The organism is Arthrobacter sp. NA-172, assembly GCF_043952055.1.
Classification (GTDB): domain Bacteria; phylum Actinomycetota; class Actinomycetes; order Actinomycetales; family Micrococcaceae; genus Arthrobacter.
Genome location: NZ_JBINOT010000001.1, coordinates 495,430 through 516,157 on the forward strand (window position 1 = coordinate 495,430; position 20,728 = coordinate 516,157).

At 63.3% G+C, this 20,728-nt stretch carries 14 protein-coding genes and 5 pseudogenes; 9 read left to right on the top strand and 10 right to left on the bottom strand.

Going from position 1 to position 20,728, the window contains the following annotated elements; all coding sequences use genetic code 11:
- Nucleotides 1-10: 10 nt before the first annotated feature.
- The 5 genes and pseudogenes from sufC to ACF0H6_RS02545 form a co-directional block, all read right to left on the bottom strand.
- Nucleotides 11-805, bottom strand: coding sequence for a Fe-S cluster assembly ATPase SufC (gene sufC / locus ACF0H6_RS02525; RefSeq protein ID WP_395248338.1), 795 nt, complete (start codon nt 803-805; stop codon nt 11-13).
- A gap of 38 nt (nt 806-843) precedes the next feature.
- Nucleotides 844-1,200 (bottom strand): non-heme iron oxygenase ferredoxin subunit, encoded by a 357-nt coding sequence (locus tag ACF0H6_RS02530; protein ID WP_395248339.1) that lies wholly within the window; start codon nt 1,198-1,200, stop codon nt 844-846.
- Nucleotides 1,201-1,224: 24 nt separating this feature from the next.
- Nucleotides 1,225-2,535 carry a Fe-S cluster assembly protein SufD gene (gene sufD / locus ACF0H6_RS02535; protein WP_395248340.1) on the bottom strand — a complete coding sequence of 437 codons (1,311 nt, stop codon included), beginning with the start codon at nt 2,533-2,535 and terminating at the stop codon, nt 1,225-1,227.
- A gap of 2 nt (nt 2,536-2,537) precedes the next feature.
- Nucleotides 2,538-4,014 (bottom strand): annotated as a pseudogene (sufB, locus tag ACF0H6_RS02540) (Fe-S cluster assembly protein SufB).
- A gap of 11 nt (nt 4,015-4,025) precedes the next feature.
- Nucleotides 4,026-4,793: a helix-turn-helix transcriptional regulator gene (locus tag ACF0H6_RS02545; RefSeq protein WP_395248341.1), complete on the bottom strand. Its 768-nt coding sequence runs from the start codon at nt 4,791-4,793 to the stop codon at nt 4,026-4,028.
- 155 nt (nt 4,794-4,948) lie between these two features.
- Here ACF0H6_RS02545 and ACF0H6_RS02550 point away from each other — a divergent pair, with 155 nt between their 5' ends.
- The 3 genes and pseudogenes from ACF0H6_RS02550 to ACF0H6_RS02560 all read left to right on the top strand — a co-directional run bounded on the left by ACF0H6_RS02550 (nt 4,949) and on the right by ACF0H6_RS02560 (nt 7,693).
- Nucleotides 4,949-5,914, top strand: coding sequence for an ABC transporter ATP-binding protein (locus ACF0H6_RS02550; RefSeq protein WP_395248342.1), 966 nt, complete (start codon nt 4,949-4,951; stop codon nt 5,912-5,914).
- A pseudogene (locus ACF0H6_RS02555) lies at nt 5,911-6,689 on the top strand (ABC transporter permease). The gene ACF0H6_RS02550 and the pseudogene ACF0H6_RS02555 overlap by 4 nt, the downstream one beginning before the upstream one ends.
- A gap of 59 nt (nt 6,690-6,748) precedes the next feature.
- The gene (locus tag ACF0H6_RS02560; RefSeq protein ID WP_395248343.1) at nt 6,749-7,693 is read left to right on the top strand and encodes a heme A synthase; all 945 of its coding nucleotides are present in this window, start codon (nt 6,749-6,751) and stop codon (nt 7,691-7,693) included.
- A gap of 518 nt (nt 7,694-8,211) precedes the next feature.
- Here the strand turns inward: ACF0H6_RS02560 and ACF0H6_RS02565 are convergent.
- Nucleotides 8,212-9,174, bottom strand: coding sequence for a heme o synthase (locus tag ACF0H6_RS02565; RefSeq protein WP_395248344.1), 963 nt, complete (start codon nt 9,172-9,174; stop codon nt 8,212-8,214).
- Nucleotides 9,175-9,579: 405 nt separating this feature from the next.
- On the opposite strand from ACF0H6_RS02565, the gene tkt reads away from it, so the two are divergent.
- The 6 genes and pseudogenes from tkt to pgl all read left to right on the top strand — a co-directional run bounded on the left by tkt (nt 9,580) and on the right by pgl (nt 17,847).
- The gene (tkt, locus tag ACF0H6_RS02570; RefSeq protein WP_395248345.1) at nt 9,580-11,706 is read left to right on the top strand and encodes a transketolase; all 2,127 of its coding nucleotides are present in this window, start codon (nt 9,580-9,582) and stop codon (nt 11,704-11,706) included.
- Nucleotides 11,707-11,762: 56 nt separating this feature from the next.
- Nucleotides 11,763-12,882 (top strand): annotated as a pseudogene (tal, locus tag ACF0H6_RS02575) (transaldolase).
- Nucleotides 12,883-12,887: 5 nt separating this feature from the next.
- On the top strand, nt 12,888-14,519 hold the full coding sequence (locus ACF0H6_RS02580) for a glucose-6-phosphate isomerase (protein ID WP_395248346.1): 1,632 nt from the start codon (nt 12,888-12,890) through the stop codon (nt 14,517-14,519).
- A gap of 15 nt (nt 14,520-14,534) precedes the next feature.
- Nucleotides 14,535-16,100 (top strand): glucose-6-phosphate dehydrogenase, encoded by a 1,566-nt coding sequence (zwf, locus tag ACF0H6_RS02585; RefSeq protein WP_395248347.1) that lies wholly within the window; start codon nt 14,535-14,537, stop codon nt 16,098-16,100.
- Nucleotides 16,097-17,020 (top strand): glucose-6-phosphate dehydrogenase assembly protein OpcA, encoded by a 924-nt coding sequence (locus ACF0H6_RS02590; protein ID WP_395248348.1) that lies wholly within the window; start codon nt 16,097-16,099, stop codon nt 17,018-17,020. The genes zwf and ACF0H6_RS02590 overlap by 4 nt, the downstream gene beginning before the upstream one ends.
- A gap of 8 nt (nt 17,021-17,028) precedes the next feature.
- Nucleotides 17,029-17,847 (top strand): 6-phosphogluconolactonase, encoded by an 819-nt coding sequence (gene pgl / locus ACF0H6_RS02595; protein ID WP_395248349.1) that lies wholly within the window; start codon nt 17,029-17,031, stop codon nt 17,845-17,847.
- A 113-nt stretch (nt 17,848-17,960) separates the two neighbouring features.
- Here pgl and ACF0H6_RS02600 read toward each other — a convergent pair.
- The 4 genes and pseudogenes from ACF0H6_RS02600 to ACF0H6_RS02615 form a co-directional block, all read right to left on the bottom strand.
- Nucleotides 17,961-18,194: pseudogene (locus ACF0H6_RS02600) on the bottom strand (RNA polymerase-binding protein RbpA); the annotation flags it as partial.
- 98 nt (nt 18,195-18,292) lie between these two features.
- Nucleotides 18,293-18,550, bottom strand: a complete 258-nt coding sequence (gene secG / locus ACF0H6_RS02605) for a preprotein translocase subunit SecG (protein ID WP_366175926.1) — start codon at nt 18,548-18,550, stop codon at nt 18,293-18,295.
- 46 nt (nt 18,551-18,596) lie between these two features.
- A complete protein-coding gene (tpiA, locus tag ACF0H6_RS02610; protein WP_395248350.1) occupies nt 18,597-19,412 on the bottom strand; it encodes a triose-phosphate isomerase in 816 nt (271 codons plus the stop codon).
- Between the two features lie 83 nt (nt 19,413-19,495).
- Nucleotides 19,496-20,724, bottom strand: a pseudogene (locus ACF0H6_RS02615) (phosphoglycerate kinase).
- Nucleotides 20,725-20,728: the final 4 nt, after the last annotated feature.

Below are 20,728 nucleotides of genomic sequence, written 5' to 3' on the forward strand. Positions count from 1 at the left end.
GGAGTCCTAACTAGGCCTGTGCTGCTGCGGCAGCAGCAATGGTGGCTGCACCGGCGCCGGTGGCGTAACGGTCGTAGCCTTCTTCTTCAAGTCGGTCGGCAAGTTCCGGGCCGCCTTCTTCTACAACCTGGCCGTCAACGAAGACGTGGACGAAATCCGGCTTGATGTAGCGCAGGATGCGGGTGTAGTGGGTAATGAGCAAGGTGCCCATGTTTCCCGTCGCGTGAGCGCGGTTGACACCCTCGGAGACCACCTTGAGCGCGTCGACGTCCAGGCCGGAGTCGGTCTCGTCCAGCACGGCGAACTTCGGCTTGAAGAGCTCCAACTGGAGGATCTCGACACGCTTCTTCTCGCCACCGGAGAAGCCTTCGTTGACGTTGCGCTGTGCGAAGTCAGCGTCGATGCGCAGCTGCTCCATGGCGGCCTTGACGTCCTTGGTCCAGGTACGAAGGGCCGGTGCAACGCCGTCGATGGCGGTCTTCGCGGTGCGCAGGAAGTTGGTCATGGTGACGCCCGGAACCTCTACGGGGTACTGCATGGCCAGGAAAACGCCTGCACGGGCACGCTGGTCAACGCTCATGGCCAGCACGTCTTCGCCGTCGAGCGTGATGGTTCCGCTCGTGACGTTGTAGCGCGGGTGGCCCGCAATGGTGGAGGCCAGAGTCGACTTGCCGGAACCGTTGGGGCCCATGATTGCGTGGGTCTCGCCGGTCCTGATGGTCAGGCTGACGCCCTTCAGGATCTCTTTTGTGCCCTGCTCCGTCTCGATGCTGACGTGCAGGTCCTTGATCTCAAGAGTAGACATGCTCTTCTTTCTTTCGTAAGTCTTTAGGCACTTGGCGCTCAGTAGTTCTGTACCGAGGCGCCGTTCACAACGTTGGTCACGTCCACATAGACGTCGTCGCCGTCAAGGGTGACGGCGAAGACGGGGACGGGGTCATAAGCAGGGAGCTGCAGGGGCTGTCCGCTGCGGAGATCGAACTGGGAACCGTGGCCCCAGCATTCGATCGCGCAGCCTTCAATCTCACCCTCGGAGAGTGAAATGTCCGCATGCGAGCAGGTGTCCCCGATGGCATGGATCTCTCCCATCGAGTCCTTCACGATGGCTACGGGGTAGTCATCGATCAGGATGCGCAGCGCTTGCTTGACCTCGATCTCATTGGCGTTGCACACCAGTTCACCTTGTGGCTGTTCACTCATTCTCTGTTCCCCTGCCGGCCGGTATCAGTTGTCGCTCACAGCGAGCTCACGCTCAACAGCGTCGGTCAGGCGCTCCTCGAGAGCCGGAACCTTGATCTGCTGGATGATCTCGTGGAGGAAGCCACGGACCACCAGCCGGCGGGCCACGTCTTCCGGGATACCGCGTGCCATGAGGTAGAACAAGTGCTCGTCATCGAGTCGGCCGGTGGCGCTGGCGTGGCCGGCACCTGCGATCAGACCGGTTTCGATCTCGAGGTTGGGGACAGAGTCTGCGCGCCCGCCGTCGGTCAGCAACAGGTTACGGTTGGCTTCATAGCTGTCCGTGCCCTCTGCTTGCTTGCGGATGAGGACGTCCCCAACCCACACGGTGTGCGCATTACGGCCCTGCAGGGCGCCCTTGTAGAGCACGCGCGACTTGCAGTTGGCCACGGCGTGGTCAACGTAAAGACGCTGCTCAAGGTGCTGGCCGGCGTCGGCGAAGTACAGGCCAAACATCTCAACGTCGGCGCCTGGGCCCGTAAAACGGGTTGACGGCGTCACGCGGACAAGGTCACCACCGAGGCTGACCACGACGTGCTTGAACTTGGCGTCGCGGCCGATCTTCGCCTGCTGCGAGGATGCGTGGACGGCGTCGTCGTTCCATTCCTGGAGTGAGATGACCGTCAGGTCAGCGCCGTCTTCGACAACGATCTCAACATTTTCCGACACGATCGCTGTGCCCTGGTGGTCCAGCACAACAACGGACTTGGAGAAACGCTCTGCCACGATCACGATGTGCTGGGCCGAAGCTTCAGCGGAGGTACCGGTCAGCAACACGGACACTTCGCCAGCGGCCTCGAGCTCGGCGGGCACCGTGATGACGGTGGCCTCGGTGAAGTTCTCCCAGGCATTCGCGGACACGCGGTCCTCCGGGATACCTGCCAGGCCGATGCGCTTGTCGTCCCGTCCGACGGTTTCGACGACGACGCCGTCCGGGGCGGTGACGGCCACGGACGGTGCCGAACCGGAGAGCACCTCGGTGTGAAGTCCGCGGAGGCGCTTGAGCGGGGTGAAGCGCCAGTCCTCTTCCAGCCCGGTCAGGGGCTTGAAGTCAGCCAGTTTGTACGAGGTCAGCCGACCTGCACGCGAACTGTCCGGAATGCCGACACCGCCACCGTGGGAGTGGCTCTTGGCAGAGGCTCCGGCAAGCGGACCGGCCGACTTCTCCGATGTACTGGAGGTGTTGGTACCGGTGTTGACGGGCGAGAGATTCTCGCCTTCTTCGGTGAAGCCGTCGATAAATGGCTGTGCCGAGGGCGCGCCGATGCGGGCCTTTTCAGTAGTGATTTCAGTCATTGCTAACCGACGGATCCTTCCATCTGCAGTTCAATCAGGCGATTGAGTTCAAGGGCGTATTCCATGGGCAACTCGCGGGCGATCGGCTCAATGAAGCCGCGCACAATCATGGCCATGGCCTCGTCCTCGGGCATACCGCGGGACATCAGATAGAAGAGTTGCTCCTCGCTGACCCGGGAAACGGTGGCCTCGTGACCCATCACCACGTCATCCTCGCGGATGTCGATGTAGGGATAGGTGTCGGAACGGGAAATGGTGTCCACCAGCAAGGCATCGCAACGCACGGTGTTGGCGGAGTGCTTGGCGCCTTCGCGGACCTGCGACCAGGCCCCGGTAAGCTGCACGACCACCGCCGCGGGCCACGGATTTGGAGATGATGGAGCTCTTGGTGTTCGGCGCGATGTGGACCATCTTGGAGCCGGTGTCCTGGTGCTGGCCTTCGCCTGCGAAGGCGATGGAGAGTGTCTCACCCTTGGCGTGCTCGCCAACCAGGTACACAGCCGGGTACTTCATGGTCACCTTGGAGCCGATGTTGCCATCGATCCATTCCATGGTGGCGCCTTCTTCGCAGATGGCACGCTTGGTCACCAGATTGTAAACGTTGGTGGACCAGTTCTGGATGGTCGTGTAACGGACGCGGGCGCCCTTCTTCACGATGATTTCCACCACGGCAGAGTGCAGCGAATCCGAGGTGTAGATCGGCGCGGTGCAGCCTTCGATGTAGTGGACGTACGAGTCTTCGTCCGCGATGATCAGGGTGCGCTCGAACTGGCCCATGTTTTCCGTGTTGATGCGGAAGTAGGCCTGCAGCGGAATGTCCACGTGAACGCCCTTGGGGACGTACACGAAGGAACCGCCGGACCACACGGCCGTGTTCAGGGAAGCGAACTTGTTGTCGCCCACGGGAATGATGGTTCCGAAGTACTCCTGGAAGATCTCAGGGTGCTCGCGGAGCGCGGTATCCGTGTCCAGGAAGATGACACCCTGCTGCTCCAGGTCCTCACGGATCTGGTGGTACACCACCTCGGATTCGTACTGCGCGGCGACGCCGGACACGAGGCGGCTGCGCTCGGCTTCCGGGATACCCAGCTTCTCGTAGGTGTTGCGGATGTCCTCGGGGAGGTCTTCCCACGTGGCAGCCTGCTTTTCCGTGGAGCGCACAAAGTACTTGATGTTGTCGAAGTCGATGCCGGAGAGGTCTGCACCCCAGGTGGGCATGGGCTTGCGGTCGAAGTACTTCAATCCCTTCAGGCGCAGGTCGAGCATCCATTCCGGCTCGCTCTTCTTGCCGGAAATGTCACGGACGACCTCTTCGCTGAGACCTCGGCGCGCGTTGGCGCCGACGTCGTTCTTGTCGGCCCATCCGTACTCGTAGTTGCCAATACCGTGGAGCTCGGGATTCTTTTCCAGAATCTCCGAGATCACAGCACCGTCAGCCAGCGCTTTCTCTGCTGTTCCTTCAGCTAATTGACCCGTCATCACGGCCTTTCTTACTGATTGTTAGATTCGACATGGGGCGTGGCTGGCAGCTTCGGAAACCCGAGGGCTTCCTTGGCGGCCGGCCTGCCGGTTGGAATGTGGGTAGTGCAGACATGTCCGCCCTGGGCGAGGGTGGAGAGCCTGCGGACATCGACGCCGACCAAACGGGAAAACACTTCGGTCTCAGTGTCGCAAAAAACGGGAAATTCTGCGGCTAGTTGCTGGATGGGGCAATGGCCCTGGCACAGCTGGACGCTGGAGAGGGAGGCGGGCAACGGTGCCTTGGTCTCGATCGAGGCGGCCGATGCTACGTAACCGTCCCGGCTCAATGCCGCGGACAATGCCAAGGCACGGGCTGCGATATCGGATCCCGCCCGGTCAACTTCGGGTGCATAACGCTGCTCCATCTCGGCGAAGCGCTCCACGGCGTAGTCCCTGACAGCTTCTTCGCCGGCAAGGTCCCGCAATCGACGCAGAGCCGAGCTGGCAATGTTGAGATAGTCATCGCCGAGCTTCGACTGGCCTTGCGAGCTAAGGACATAGCGCCGCGCTGGACGGCCTGCGCCGGCGCCTGCCTTTGCAACGCGTTTGACCTCGATGACTCCCGCGCGCTGAAGGTGATCCAGATGGCGGCGGACGGCTGCGGAGGTGAAGCCCAGCATATCGCCGAGTTCAGCCGCGCTCACGGGCCCATGCTCCAACACTGCGTTGAGAACACGGTTCCTGGTGCGGTCTTCCGCATCAGCCACTACCGCGGCGGTCTCGCCTGGCACAGTCATGACTGTGCTGTGTCGCATTGCGGGCACAGAAGCAGAACTCCTCATGGAATACACAACACAATCATGTCGTAATTTGGTCCGAGCATCCAGTAAGGCAAGGCTGGCCTGCAACCCCAGGCCCGACACTCCCCTACTACTTCACGTAGAATACGTTGGTGCGATCCCCCGAATCTCCCGTCCTCACCATCGAAGGACTCATCAAGGACGTCGGTCCGCTGGCATCCCTCGACGGCAAAATGCTCAGGGTGGTCAGCGGCCTGTCGATGTTCGCCGAGCGCGGCCAGATCACAGCACTCCTGGGTGCCAACGGCGCAGGCAAGACAACGACGCTCGAGTGCGCGCAGGGTCTCCAAAAACGCACGGGTGGCCATATCGGACTCCTCGGTGAAGACCCGGACTCTGCCGGAGCCGACCTTCGTTCACGCGTTGGCGTGATGCTGCAGGACGGTGGGTTGCCGCCGTCGGCCCGTCCCATTCCGCTACTTCGGCACATTGCCGGCATGTACCAGAACCCCCTTCCCGTAGACGGACTGGTTGAACGGCTGGGCATCGATACCTTCAGCCGTACCGGCGTCCGTCGATTGTCAGGTGGTCAAAAACAACGGCTGTCGCTTGCAGCGGCCTTGATCGGAAATCCCGAAGTCCTCTTCCTGGACGAACCCAGCGCGGGCCTCGATCCCCAGTCCCGCCAAATCGTTTTCGAACTGATCGCCGAACTGCGGGATGCGGGCATGGGAATCATCCTCACCACGCACCTGATGGACGACGCGCAGAGGCTCGCGGACTACGTCTACATCATCGACGCCGGACACAATGTCGCGGAGGGCACCGTTGCCGAGTTGCTGAGCCACGGCCACGAAGCCATGGACGGCATCACTGAGCGCACCCTGTTCTTTGATGCCCCGGCCGGTCTCGACATTGCCGCAGTGCTAGGCAACGAACTGACCATCGCGGAAAGCCGGGCAGGAAGCTACTCGGTTGCAGGCGAACTGACTCCCGAGCATTTGGCGAAACTCACGGCCTGGTGGGCAGAAAAGAGCATCATGCCGGCATCGCTTCGCTTGGAGGCACGTAGCTTGGAAGACGTTTTTCTGGACATTTCCGGAAGGGACATTCGATGACCAGCGCATCCCCCGCGCTCAGCACGCCGCACGCCGGACCGGCACCTTTGCTGCGCAGGATCCTGATTCAAGGACGCTACGAAACCTTGACCATGATCCGGAACGGCGAACAGCTGATCCTCGCGGTGATCATGCCACTTCCTGGGATTGGTGGGGCTTACTGTCACACCGCTCCTGGATGCGCCTGGGGAGCAGCCGCGTGGACATCGCGGCGCCCGGCATTCTGGCCCTGTGTGCCATGTCCACCGCATTCACCGGCCAAGGAATCGCCACCGGCTTCGACCGCCGCTACGGCGTGCTCCGCTTCCTCTCGACAACCCCCCTCGGCCGGACCGGCCTCATTGCCGGAAAAATCGTGGCCGTCCTTGCTGTCCTGGTCCTCCAGGTGCTGGTGATCGGCGCCGTCGCCGCATTGCTTGGTTGGCACCCGCGCCCGGAGGGCTGGCTTCCGGGACTGGGCCTCCTTGTCCTCGGCGCCGCCGCCTTCACAGCTCTCGGACTCCTGGTTGCCGGCACAGTGCGGCCGGAGGCTACCCTTGCCATTACGAACCTGCTTTGGATCCTGCTGGGTGCCTTGGGGGGAATCGTCGTTCCAGCCGAGCGCCTGCCGGCCTTGGCGCAGAACATCGTGCACTTCCTGCCCTCGGGAGCCTTGGGGCAGTCACTCCGCGATGCTTTCCTTCATGGAAGCGTTTCCGTGCCCTACGTTCTTGTGCTGCTGCTGTGGACTGTGGTCCCCGGGGCAGCCGCTGTCCGCTGGTTCAAGTGGAACTGAGCGCTCCGTTGTGGAACTGAACTGTCAGCCTGAGTTGTGAACCAAGAATTGAGATATCTGTGAGCACGGCCTCCCGCATTCCGAAGTCCATCCAGCACTTGGCGGCCAAACTGCCGACGGAAGTCAACAGCACGGTCCGCAGACTGGCGATGCTGTCCTTGATCGGGCAGACGGTCCTGGTGGTTACTGGCGGCGCGGTCCGGCTGACATCCTCCGGACTCGGCTGCCCGACGTGGCCGCGCTGCACCAGCGGCTCCCTCGTCAACACTCCCGAGATGGGGATCCACGGCTTCATAGAATTCGGCAACCGGATGCTGACGTTCGCTTTGGCCGCCGTCGCCGTCCTGACCTTCGTGTACCTGTGGAACCTCCGCAAGGAACGCCGCGACCTCTTCCTGCTGGCTTTGGGCCTCCTCGCCAGTATTCCGGCACAGGCCGTCATCGGCGGCATCACCGTGCTGTCCAATCTGAACCCGTGGGTCGTCGGACTACATTTCCTCGTGTCCATGGCCTTGATCGTCTTCTCCACCCTCCTGGTCAACCGCGCCTACGGCCGGACAGGTCGCTTCATGGAACGTCCGCTGGCATCGATCCCAGGCGTGATGAGTCCCGTCATGACCGCCGTCGCGTTCTTCTCGGCGGCCGCGGTGTGCCTCGGCGTCGTAGTGACTGGCGCCGGACCCCACGCCGGGGACGCCAACGCTCCGCGCAACGATCTCGATTGGGATCTTTTCTCGCACATCCACGCGGTTCCCGCATACCTCATCACCGCGGGATCTCTTTTCGCCGTGTACTTCGTCCTTCGCAAGGGAATAACAGGGCCGTTCCGCTCAGCGGCTTTGCTTCTGCTCGGCGTGACCATCCTTCAGGCAATCATCGGCTTCACGCAGTATTACAACGGCATCCCCGCCCTCCTGGTGGGCGCGCACATGCTGGGCGCCGCCCTGCTCATGAGTGCGGCAACCAACGCGGCGGATGTGGCACACTCCAGCCCAAAGGGCTAGCAACCCCCGCCTCCGAACGCTCGATCACCTATAGCGGCGCAAGAGAAAACCCTCCCTCACAAATGATGTGAGGGAGGGTTTTGGGTTATAGGACAAAACGTGTGTATGGGAGGGGCGTGCTTCCCTGTCGGGGCGCGGGGTTTCCGGGGTAGCTAAGCTTTTGAGGCTTGGGTCGGCTGGGGTGCTTGCATGTCTGTGGAGTGTTTGATTTGTGATCGTGGGCTGTTTCGGAACGGGAAAACGGCTGGGGGTTAGCAGCGGCACCGGTGCCTGGAGTGCGGGGCGGGCTGTTCGGGTGAACGTCCCGACGTGAGCCGGAGTGCTGAATTGGACGCGTTCCTGGGATGGCTGCTGCTCCCACCCGGCCTATAACCCCGTGCAAGAGCTGAGCGACACGGCAAATGGATTTCGACGCGGGAATTCCGGTGTCGACAGGGATTTAGCGCACCCGCAAGTATTTTGCGCGTCGTGAGCGCGCGTCGGTCAGTCCGCCGCCATACCTGCAGGAGCGTCCTGGGCTAGCCGCCGATGATCGGCGAACCGAGGAACGGGTCCACCGCGAGGGCAATGAAGAGCAGGGTCAGGTAGCTGATGGACCCGTGGAACACCTTCATGGCGCCCTTGTTCGAGACATCGCCACCCTGCGCACGGTTGTAGAGGGCGTGGGATTCATACAGGAACCATGCACCCGCGAGGACCGCGGCCACCGTGTATACCCAGCCCGCGTGGCCTACCGGCACCAAGAGCAGCGAGCACGCAACCATGGCCCAGGCGTAGAGAACCACCTGGACGGAAACCACCTTGGCGCCGGCGATTGCACCCAGCATGGGGACATTGGCGTTGCGGTAGTCCTCGCCGTAGCGCATGGACAGCGGCCAGTAGTGCGGAGGGGTCCAGAGGAAGATCACCATGAAGAGTACGACGGCGGGCCATTCCACTGTGTTTGTCACGGCGGCCCAGGCGATCAGCACCGGGAAGCAGCCGGCTGCGCCGCCCCACACGATGTTCTGGGCGGTGCGGCGCTTGAGGATCATCGTGTAGATGACAACGTAGAAAACTATCGCACCCAGGCCAAGCCAGGCCGAAAGCGGATTCGCCCCGAACCACAGGATGGCGATCGAGGCAGCCCCAAGAATCCAGGCGAAGATGAGCGCCTCGCGGGGCGTGACCTCCCCCGTTACCAGCGGCCGCTTCTCGGTGCGATGCATCAGCTTGTCGATATCGCGGTCGATGTAACAGTTGAAGACTCCGGCACTGCCAGCCGCGAAAGCGCCGCCCACAAGTGTGGCAAGAATCAGCCCAATGGAGGGAAAACCGCGCTCGGCAAAGATCATGGTGGGCAGGGTGCTGACCAACAGGAGTTCGATCACGCGGGGTTTGGTCAGTGCCAGATACGCCTTGAACTTACGGGACATTCCGCTCTTCCTCACAGCCGGTGAAGCGTTGAGGGGCGTATCTGTTGTGCTCACGTTGGCAGTCACTCTGTTCTTTGCTGGTGTTCTCAAGGCGGGTGTTCTCGCAACGGCGGCACCCTGCTTCGGCCTCCAGATATCATACCGTGGCCCGTCCGGCGTCGCGGCACCGGCGGACTTTCCTTTGTTTCCGAAAGTTCACCGGCACTTTGACGTCGCGGTGATTCATAAACCGGAATTTGCGTCCATTTTTTGAGATTCCCACCAATTGAGGCCGGAAACCGGGCTAAGCTGTCTGCAGATCAGCTCACGCAGGTTTCCGAGAAAGCGTATTCTCAGATTTGCATGTCTGGATGATAGATGATCGTTTCAATGGTGAACGGCTGGTAGAGACTTCGCAGCGGGCGCCATCCTGTGCCCGAGGCTTGCCATGTCCCAACACCCGCCGTCAGCACAGAGAGGGGCTCGGTTTACGTGCCACATTTGGAAGAGCAAGAACTGACTTGGACTAGCCTGGACCAGCGCGCCGTGGACACCATCCGCGTTTTGGCCGCTGACGCCGTCGAGAAGGTCGGCAACGGTCACCCCGGCACGGCCATGAGCCTTGCACCGGCCGCCTACCTTCTCTTCCAGAAGCTGATGCGCCACGATCCGAAGCACCCGGACTGGATCGGCCGCGACCGGTTTGTCCTGTCCCCCGGGCACACATCGCTGACCCTGTACATCCAGTTGTTCCTCTCCGGCTACGGCCTGGAACTGAAGGACCTCGAGGCCCTTCGTCCCTGGGGCTCACTCACCCCCGGCCACCCGGAATACAAGCACACCGCCGGCGTCGAGATCACCACCGGCCCGCTGGGCCAGGGCCTCGCCTCGTCGGTGGGCTTCGCCTACTCCCAGCGCCGCCAACGCGGCCTGTTCGACGCCGACGCCGCCGAGGGCACCAGCCCGTTCGACCACACCATCTGGGTCATTGCATCCGACGGCGACCTCCAGGAAGGCGTGACCTCGGAGGCTTCCTCCCTGGCCGGCCACCAGGAACTGGGCAACCTCGTGGTCATCTACGACGAGAACCACATCTCCATTGAGGACGACACCAACGTCGCCTTCACCGAGGACGTCCTCAAGCGCTACGAGGCCTACGGCTGGCACACCCAGCGCGTGGACTGGACGAAGACCGGCGAGTACGTCGAAGACGTCCAGGAGCTTTACGGCGCCCTGTTGGCCGCCAAGGCTGAGACCTCCAAGCCGTCCATCATCTCGCTGCGGACCATCATCGGCTACCCCTCACCCAAAAAGCAGAACACCGGCAAGATCCACGGTTCCGCCCTCGGCGGCGAGGAAGTTGCAGCACTCAAGGAAGTCCTGGGCTTCGACCCCGAGCGGTCCTTCCAGGTTGACGAAGACGTGCTGGCGCATACCCGTGCCGTCGTCGAACGCGGCGCCTCTGCCCGCAGCGACTGGCAAGCTTCCTTCGAGGCATGGCAGGCAGCCAACCCGGAGAACGCAGCGCTCCTTGAGCGCATCGAAGCCAAGAAGCTCCCGGTCGAACTCGACGCTGCCCTGCCGGTGTTCGAGGCAGGCAAGGAAGTCTCCACCCGCGCGGCCTCCGGCAAGGTCCTGAACGCCATCGGCCCGGTCCTGCCGGAACTGTGGGGCGGCTCCGCTGACCTCGCGGAGTCGAACAACACCACCATCGAGGGTTCGCCCTCGTTCATTCCGACGTCGCGATCCACCGCCGCATGGAAGGGGAACCCCTACGGCCGGGTCCTGCACTTCGGCATCCGCGAGCACGCTGCCGCGTCGATCGTGAACGGCATCAGCCTGCACGGCCGGACGCGGGCCTTCTCCGGTACATTCCTGATCTTCAGCGACTACCAGCGTCCCGCGATCCGCCTCGGCGCCCTGATGGGTGCTCCGTCGCTATACGTATGGACCCATGACTCGATCGGCCTGGGCGAAGACGGCCCCACCCACCAGCCGGTGGAACAGCTGTCCGCCCTCCGCGCCATCCCGGGCCTGGACGTGGTCCGTCCCGGTGACGCCAACGAGGTTGCCGCAGCCTGGAAGACCATGCTCGAGAACCACGAGAACCCGGCAGGCATCGTGCTGACCCGCCAGAACATCCCCACCTACGCACGTGGCGAAGGCATTGCCGAGGGTGACACCTTCGGCTCCACCGCCGGCGTCGCAAAGGGCGGCTACGTCCTGGCAGAAGCTTCCAAGGAGGGCGCCACGGTCCCGGCCCAGGTCATCCTGATCGGAACCGGTTCCGAGGTCCAGCTCGCAGTGAACGCCCGCGAAGCACTGCAGGCCGAAGGCATCGCCACGCGCGTTGTCTCCATGCCCTGCGTGGAGTGGTTCAACAAGCAGGACTCCGCGTACCGCGAATCCGTGCTCCCGGCCGCCGTCAAGGCCCGCGTCTCGGTCGAAGCCGGCCTGGCACTGGGTTGGAGGGAATTCGTCGGCGACGCAGGACGTTCCATCAGCCTCGAGCACTTCGGCGCCTCCGCGGACTACAAGCGCCTCTTCAAGGAGTTCGGCATCACGGCAGAAGCAGTCGCCGCCGCCGCCAAGGACTCCCTCGCGGGTCTCAATAGCTGAAACGCGTCTGAGACGAATCCGACAGCAACGAACAGATTTCCAAGGAGATTAAAGAAATGACTACGACTCCCACCCAGCAGCTTTCCGACGCCGGCGTGTCCATCTGGCTTGACGACCTCTCCCGGCAGCGCCTGACCAGCGGCACCCTGCAGAAGCTCATCGACGAAAAGAACGTCGTCGGCGTGACCACCAACCCGTCCATCTTCCACGCCGCCATCACTGCCGGCAGTGACTACGACGCCGTGATCGCCGAAAAGGCCGCCAAGGGCGCAACCGTTGAAGAGACCGTCTTCGAGATCACCACCACCGACGTCGCGGATGCCTGCGACCTCTTCGCCCCGGTCGCAGCCGCCACCAAGGGAGTGGACGGCCGCGTCTCCATCGAGGTGGACCCCCGCCTGGCGTGGGACACCGAAGGCACCATCGCCGAGGCCAAGCACCTGTACAAGAAGGTCAACAAGGACAACGTCCACATCAAGATCCCGGCAACGCTCGAAGGCCTAAGCGCCATCACGGCAACCCTGGCCGAGGGCATCAGCGTCAACGTGACACTGATCTTCTCCCTGGAGCGCTACCGCGCCGTCATCAACGCGTTCCAGTCCGGACTTGAGCAGGCCAAGGACAACGGCCACGACCTCTCGACGATCCACTCCGTGGCCTCCTTCTTCGTTTCCCGCGTGGACAGCGAAATCGACAAGCGCCTCGACGCACTGGGCACCGAAGAAGCCAAGGCCCTCAAGGGCAAGGCCGGCCTTTCCAACGCCCGCCTCGCCTACCAGGTCTACGAAGAGCTGTTCTCCACCGAGCGCTGGGCAGATCCTGGCCGAAGCCGGAGCACTCCCCCAGCGCCCGCTCTGGGCCTCCACCGGCGTCAAGGACCCGGCATACCCGGACACCCTCTACGTGACCGAACTGGTTGCCGCAGGCGTCGTCAACACGATGCCGGAAAAGACCCTCGACGCCACGTTCGACCACGGTGTGGTCAAGGGTGACACCATTTCCGGTACCTACGAGGAAGCAAACAACGTCCTCAACGCACTGGAGGGCCTGGGCATCTCCTACAACGACGTCGTCGCAATCCTCGAATCCGAGGGCCTGGACAAGTTCGTCGCCAGCTGGAAGGAACTTCTGGCCGACGTCGAAGGTGCCCTCGCCTCTGCACGGAAGGCTTCCTAACCCACATGAGCACTCTCAGCTACGACGCCAACGGTGCTGCGCAGCAGGCCATTGAGCAGCACGTCCCGGCACTTGTCCAGGACCGGATTGCCACCAGGATTTTCGCGAAGGACTACACGCTTTGGGGTCCTGATGCCGAATCCGAATCCGCCGTCCGTCTTGGATGGGTGGAGGCGGCAACCGTTTCCCAGCCCTTGGTCGACGGAATCCTGGAACTCCGGGATGCCCTCAGGGCCGAAGGTGTCTCCCGCATTGTCCTGTGTGGCATGGGCGGCTCTTCGCTCGCCCCCGAGGTCATTGCCGGCACCGCTGGCGTCGAGCTGACCGTACTGGACAGCACCGACCCCGAACAGGTCGGTGCTGCCCTCGCGGACCGTCTCGCCGAGACTGCCATTGTGGTCTCGTCGAAGTCGGGCTCCACCGTGGAAACCGACTCACAGCGCCGCGTGTTCGAGCAGGCCTTCACCGAGGCCGGTATCGATGCCAAGAGCCGGATCGTCATCGTGACCGATCCCGGTTCCCCGCTGGACAAAGCTGCCCGTGAAGCCGGTTACCGCGCCGTCTTCAATGCCGACCCGAATGTCGGCGGCCGTTTTTCAGCGCTCACGGCTTTCGGACTGGTCCCCAGCGGCCTGGCGGGAGTCGACATCCAGGCATTCTTGGATGAAGCCGAGGAAGCGGCGGAGATCCTCAACGAGGACTCTCCTGAAAACATCGGGCTGACGCTTGGTGCTGCACTTGGTGGAACCACGCCACTGCGCAACAAGATCGTCATTGTCGAAGACGGCTCCGGCATTGTCGGCTTCGCCGATTGGGCCGAGCAGCTCATTGCCGAATCCACGGGCAAGCTCGGCACCGGCGTTCTCCCGGTTGTCGCCGGCCCTTCCGCACCTGAGGTCAGTAGCGGCGCGAAAGACGTGCTCGTCATTCGCCTCGTCGGCGAGGACTCCGACGTCGAGCTTGGTGAAAACGAAGCCGCCATCGCCGGTGGTCTGGCCACCCAGATGTTCGTCTGGGAGTTTGCCACCGCTGTCGCAGGGCGCCTGCTGGGCATCAACCCGTTCGACCAGCCCGACGTCGAGGCAGCCAAGATTGCCGCGCGCGGCCTCCTGGACGCACGTCCCGAGCCCACGCCGGCGAACTTCGTCGACGGCGCCATCGAAGTCCGCGGAGGTGCGTGGCTCGGCGACGCGGCAACGGCAGCCGACGCCGTCAAGGCACTTCTGGGTGAACTCGGCACGGACGGCTACCTGAGTGTCCAGGCCTATTTCGACCGCATCGCGTTCGCGCCACTAGAAGGCATCCGCGACGAACTCGCCGCACTCAGCGGCCGCCCCGTCACTTTTGGCTGGGGCCCGCGGTTCCTGCACTCCACCGGACAGTTCCACAAGGGCGGACCGGCCATCGGCTCGTTCCTACAGGTCACGGCTTCCGCCAACAGCGACATCGCCATCCCGGAACGGCCGTTCACGTTCGGCCAGCTGATCACAGCCCAGGCCGCCGGCGATGCCCAGGTTCTGGAGAACCACGGCCGTCCGGTCCTGCGGCTGCACCTCACGAACCGTGAAGCCGGAGTGGCCCAGCTCCAGGAAATCGTCGCCGCGCTTGCCGGCCAGGCAAGCGCGCTCGAAAGCTAAGGCAAAAACCCAAACATGCCAGAAACTGAAAACGGCTACAGGTCCACGGGAAAACCAAGCCACCGCAATCCCCTCCGGGATCCGCGGGACCGGCGCCTGAACCGCATCGCCGGACCTTCGTCATTGGTGTTCTTCGGAGTCACCGGTGACCTCGCCCGCAAGAAGCTCATGCCGGCGGTGTACGACCTCGCCAACCGCGGGCTGTTGCCGCCGAGCTTTGCGCTGGTCGGCTTCGGCCGGCGCGACTGGAGCAATGAGGAGTTCGCGAACGAGGTCAAGGAGAACGTCAAGGCGCACTCCCGTACCCCGTTCGACGACGCCGTCTGGAACCAGTTGTCCGAGGGCATCCGCTTCGTCCAGGGAGAGTTCGACGACGATCAGGCCTTCAAGCGCCTCAGCGCCACGCTCGATGAACTGGACGAGACCCGCGGTACGCGCGGCAATCACGCTTTCTACCTGTCCATTCCGCCCAAGGCCTTCGAGCAGGTCTGCCGCCAGCTCTCCAAGCACGGGCTGGCGCAGGCCGGCGATGGCCAGTGGCGCCGGGTGGTCATCGAGAAGCCCTTCGGCCACGACCTTGAGTCCGCGCGCAAGCTCAACAACATCGTGGAGTCCGTCTTCCCGCCGGACGCGGTCTTCCGCATCGACCACTACCTTGGCAAGGAAACGGTCCAGAACATCCTGGCGCTGCGCTTCGCCAACCAGTTGTTCGAACCTTTGTGGAACGCCAACTACGTGGACCACGTTCAGATCACCATGGCAGAGGACATCGGGACCGGCGGGCGTGCGGGATATTACGACGGCGTCGGAGCGGCACGCGATGTCATTCAGAACCACCTCTTGCAGCTGCTCGCGTTGACGGCCATGGAGGAGCCCATCTCCTTTAACGCCGATGACCTGCGTGCCGAGAAGGAAAAGGTCCTCGCGGCCGTCAGGCTCCCCGAAGACCTGTCCACCCACTCGGCCCGCGGCCAGTTCGCCGGCGGCTGGCAAGGCGGAGAGCTCGTGCAGGGATACCTTGAGGAAGAAGGCATCCCGGCCGATTCCAAGACCGAAACCTACGCGGCGATCCGCCTGGACATCAACACCCGGCGCTGGGCCGGGGCACCGTTCTATCTGCGGGCCGGTAAGAGGCTCGGACGCCGCGTGACGGAAATCGCGGTGGTGTTCAAACGGGCGCCCAACCTGCTCTTCCGCGGCAACGGGGAGGATGACTTCGGCCAGAATGCCGTGGTCATCCGGGTCCAGCCCGACGAGGGCGCCACCATCCGCTTCGGATCCAAGGTTCCCGGCACGCAGATGGAAGTCCGCGACGTCACCATGGACTTCGGCTACGGACATTCCTTCACCGAGTCCAGTCCCGAGGCGTACGAGCGGCTCATCCTGGACGTGCTGCTGGGCGAACCCCCGCTCTTCCCCCGGCACCAGGAAGTCGAGGAGTCCTGGAAGATCCTGGACCCCTTCGAAGAATACTGGGCAGGGCTCGACGAACAGCCCGAACCCTACGCCCCCGGCAGCTGGGGGCCGGCCTCGGCCGACGAGCTGCTTGCCCGCGACGGACGAACCTGGAGAAGGCCATGATCGTAGATCTTCCCAACACCACCACCTCCAAGGTCTCCAAGGAGATCACCTCCCTGCGCGAGCAAGGAGGTGTGATCGCCCTCGGACGTGTCCTCACCCTCGTGGTGGTCACAAAGTCAGGGCTCGAGGAAGAAGCCATCGAGGCAGCCAACGAGGCCAGCCGCGAACATCCCTGCCGCATCATCGTGCTCGCGGATGCAGGCAGTGAGGCCCCGAATCGCCTTGACGCCCAGATCCGGGTAGGAGGCGACGCCGGCGCATCCGAGGTGATCGTGCTGCGCGGTTACGGTGAGCTCGCCAGGGAGAGCGAATCGTTGGTCGCCGCATTGCTCCTGCCGGACGCGCCAATCGTCGCCTGGTGGCCCCACGGAGCGCCTGACAACGCCTGCGAGACCTCCATCGGCCGCATCTCGCACCGCCGTATTACGGACTCGGCAAACGAACCCGATCCCGCCGCGGCACTCGCCCGGATCCGGGAAACCTACCGGGCAGGTGACACCGACCTCGCCTGGACGCGCCTGACCAACTGGCGCCTGCAGCTTGCGGCCGCCCTGGACCAGGTAGACGAATCACCCGTCACGGCAATCACCGTCGAAGGCGCATCGGACTCGCCCAGCACACTCCTGCTCGCCGCCTGGCTCACGCTGTTCCTGGACGCTCCGGTCCAGATCGTGGCCGATCCCGCAGGCACCGGCATCCGCAGGGTACGGCTGAGCCGCGCCACCGGCGATGTCCAGCTGGTCCGGCCAGGCCTGACTGTTGCGGAACTGACCCAGCCGGGCCAACCCGCCCAGCGGATTTCACTGCCGCGCCGGAGCCTGCGGGACTGCCTTGCCGAAGAACTCCGTCGCCTCGATCCGGACGATGTCTTCGGAGAAGTGATTACTATGGGACTGCCCCGAACAAATAGCAAGGAGTGACCGTCCCAGTGAGCGCCGACCCCAGAGTAAGCATCCATCCCAGCTCCGCCGTCCTTATGGCCGCCATCGCTGCACGGCTCATCACTAAGCTGGTGGACGTGCAGGACAAGCACGGCGAAGCCACTGTGGTCCTCACCGGCGGAACCGTGGGAATCGGCACCCTGAAAGCCGTTGCCGACTCCCCTGCGGCCCCCGCGGTCGACTGGTCACGGGTGAACTTCTGGTGGGGCGACGAGCGTTTTGTCGGCAAGGACAGCCCGGACCGCAACACTGTGCAAGCACGTGAAGCATTGCTTTCCAGCCTGCCGGTCGATCCGGCACGCGTGCACGAACCGGGTTCATCGGACGAGTTCGCCACGGCAGACGAGGCCGCAGCCGATTACGCGGCCCGGCTCAAGGAAGCCGCCCAGGCTGAGCACGCGGCGGATGCTTCGGACAATCGTCCGGAGGAGGCTGGCGACTTGCCTCGCTTCGACATCTTGCTGCTAGGCGTCGGCCCGGATGCGCACATAGCCTCGCTCTTCCCCGAGCAGGCGGGAATCCGCGTCCAGGACCGCACCGTGGTGGGAGTGGAGAACTCCCCCAAGCCACCGCCGTCGAGGGTTTCACTGACCTTGCCGGCCATCAACTCGGCCCAGGAGATCTGGATGGTTGTGGCAGGCGAGGACAAGGCCGGGGCCGTGGGACTGGCCCTCGCCGGGGCCAACCCTGTCCAGGTTCCCGCCTCCGGACCCATCGGCCGCACAAGGACCCTCTGGCTCATCGATGAAAACGCGGCCTCACGTGTCCCGCAGCAGCTCATCCGTAAGGATCCTGCGGGCGCGTAACCGCTTAAGCGCTCCGGCCAGGACAATCTCCGCGTCTTGGCTGGAGCGTCTTTCTTAACGTAATCCAGGTGGCTCTTGAAGATCTCTTCGCCGGCCCGTTCCATAGTCGCTTCGCCTTGTTCCCGGACGGCAACCAGACCGCATTTGGGGCAGTCCCACCGTAGCGGAATCTGATCCTCCGGGAGCTTAACGAAAACGAGCCGCGTTTCATGTCCCTTGGCGCACCAATAGGGAACACGAATACGCGGCAAGCTCTCGCCAACTACAGAGTCGGGTTGGTTTCGGGGCGCCGATCCAGCTGTTACGCCGGCCCGTGTGCCCCGGAATCCAGAATTACCATGAACCATCGTCGATCCCTTGAGAGTTCGGCTGCCTGGCGGTAAAGGCCATGCAGCCTAGTCTAATGAGAGGACACCTCTAGTGCGAGGATCCGACGGCGGCAGCGCTAGGAGTTTGCGCCCGTGGTGAAGCGCATGATCAGCCCAAGGCCAATGATCACGACACCCCACGTGCAGCCCAAGACGATGGTGAAGCGGTTAAGGTTACGCTCCGCGACACCCGAAGAACTCAATCCCGAGCTCATGCCACCGCCGAACATATCGGACAAACCACCGCCCCGTCCCTTGTGCAGGAGGATGAGCAGCGTCAGCAGAAGGCTGGTGATACCCAGCAGAATCTGCAGAATGACTTGAAGAACGTCCACGACGGCCTTTCAGAAGAACGGAAAACGGGAGCGGAACCTAAACGGACTAAGCCGCGCTGTGGTGGCTCTCGAACCTGACAATGTTAGCAAACTCCGCAGGGTCCAGGCTCGCGCCACCCACCAGCAAGCCGTCGACGTCGGACTCAGCCATGATCGCGGCCGCATTGTTGGCCTTCACCGAACCACCGTAGAGGAGCCTGGTCTTGGCCGCGACGGCGTCATCGAACAAGGAGGCGAGCTCAGCCCGGATCGCGGCGCACATCTCCTGTGCGTCCTCGGGACCAGCGACTTCCCCGGTGCCGATGGCCCAGACGGGTTCGTAGGCGACGACCAGTTCGCTTGCCTGGTCTGCGGAAAGCCCTTCGACGCCGGCCCGCAACTGAGCGAGCGTGTGTTCGACATGCGTGCCGGCTTGGCGGATCTCAAGCCCTTCGCCGACGCACAAGACCGGGGTTACCTCATGCCGGAAGGCAGCTTTGACCTTCGCGTTGAGGACCTCGTCGCTCTCGTTGTGGATGGTGCGGCGTTCACTGTGGCCCACCAGGACATAGGCGCAACCCAGCTTGTTGAGGAACTGGCCGGAGATGTCACCGGTGTATGCTCCGGAGTCGAACTGCGAGAGGTCCTGGCCGCCATAGACAACCTCCAGTTCGTCACCCTGGACGAGGGTCTGCACGCCACGGAGATCGGTGAACGGCGGGAAGACCGAAACCTCCACCCTGTTGTAATCGTGCTTGGCGTCGGACAGGGTCCAGGCCAGTTTCTGCAGCAGGGTGATGCCCTGGACGTGGTCCATGTTCATCTTCCAGTTGCCGGCGATGAAGGGCTTGCGAACGAAGTTTCCGTTGGCGGAAGTTGTCACGTGTGCTCCAAAGATGCGTTGAGATAGGGAAGCCGGCGGGGCGCTTTCCCTTCGCAGAAGGGCGCCCCGCCGGCTGTGTAGCCTTAGCGGTCCAGCACGCTCAGGCCGGGAAGATCCTTGCCTTCAAGGTATTTCCAGGCTGGCGCCGCCGCCGGTGGAGATGTGGCCGAACTGGGAGTCCTCAAAGCCGAGGGTCCGCACAGCCGCAGCGGAATCGCCGCCGCCCACCACGGTGAACGCCGCGGTCTCGGTCGAAGGCCTGGGCGATGGCACGGGTTCCGGCAGCGAAGGCTTCGAATTCAAAGACGCCCATGGGGCCATTCCAGAACACCGTCTTGGCGCCCTTGATCTGCTCGGCAAAGGCCGCGGCGGAAACGGGTCCAATGTCCAGGCCGATTCCTGCTGCGCCGAAAGCACTTCCTTCGATCGCGTCGGCGCTGACCACCTCGTGGTCGGCATCGGCTGCGAAACGGCTGGCGACCACGACGTCGGTGGGGATGACGAAGGTGGTACCGGCGTCGGAAGCGCGCTTGAGGTAGTCCTGCACCACGGGGATCTGGTCTGCTTCAAGCAAGCTGCCTGCCACCTTGTAGCCGGCGGCTGCCAAGAACGTGAAGAGCATGCCTCCGCCAACAAGGATGGTGTCTGCCTTGCCCAGGAGGTTGTCAATGACCGCGAGCTTGTCCGAAACCTTGGACCCGCCGAGAACCACGACATACGGGCGCTGGGTATCCGTAGTCAGCTTGCGCAGAACCTCCACCTCGGTGTGCACGAGGTCCCCTTGGTAGGACGGAAGCCTGGTGGCGACGTCGTAGACACTGGCGTGCTTGCGGTGCACCGCGCCGAATGCATCATCCACGAACGCGCCGTCTTCACCGGTCAGTGCCACGAGTTCATCAGCAAAAGCTCCGCGCTCGGCGTCGTCCTTGCTGGTTTCGCGGGCGTCGAAACGGACATTCTCAAGGATCAGGACGTCTCCGTCCTCCAATGACCCTGCCAGTTCTTTCGCAGACTCACCTACGGTGTCCTCCGCGAGCTGCACTTTGAACGGCGCGAGCTCAGCAAGCCGTGCTGCAGCGGGCTTGAGCGAATACTTGGGCTCGGGAGCACCCTTGGGGCGTCCCAGGTGGGCGGTGACGAGCACGCGGGCACCGGCGTCCGAGAGCTTTTCGATGACCGGGAGGGAGGCCTTGATGCGGCCGTCGTCGGTCACTGTAGAGCCGTCGAGCGGCACATTCAGGTCACTTCTGACGAGAATGTACCGCCCGCGGACACCTTCAGCGATCAGTTCGTTGAGGGTGTGAGATGTCATGGGT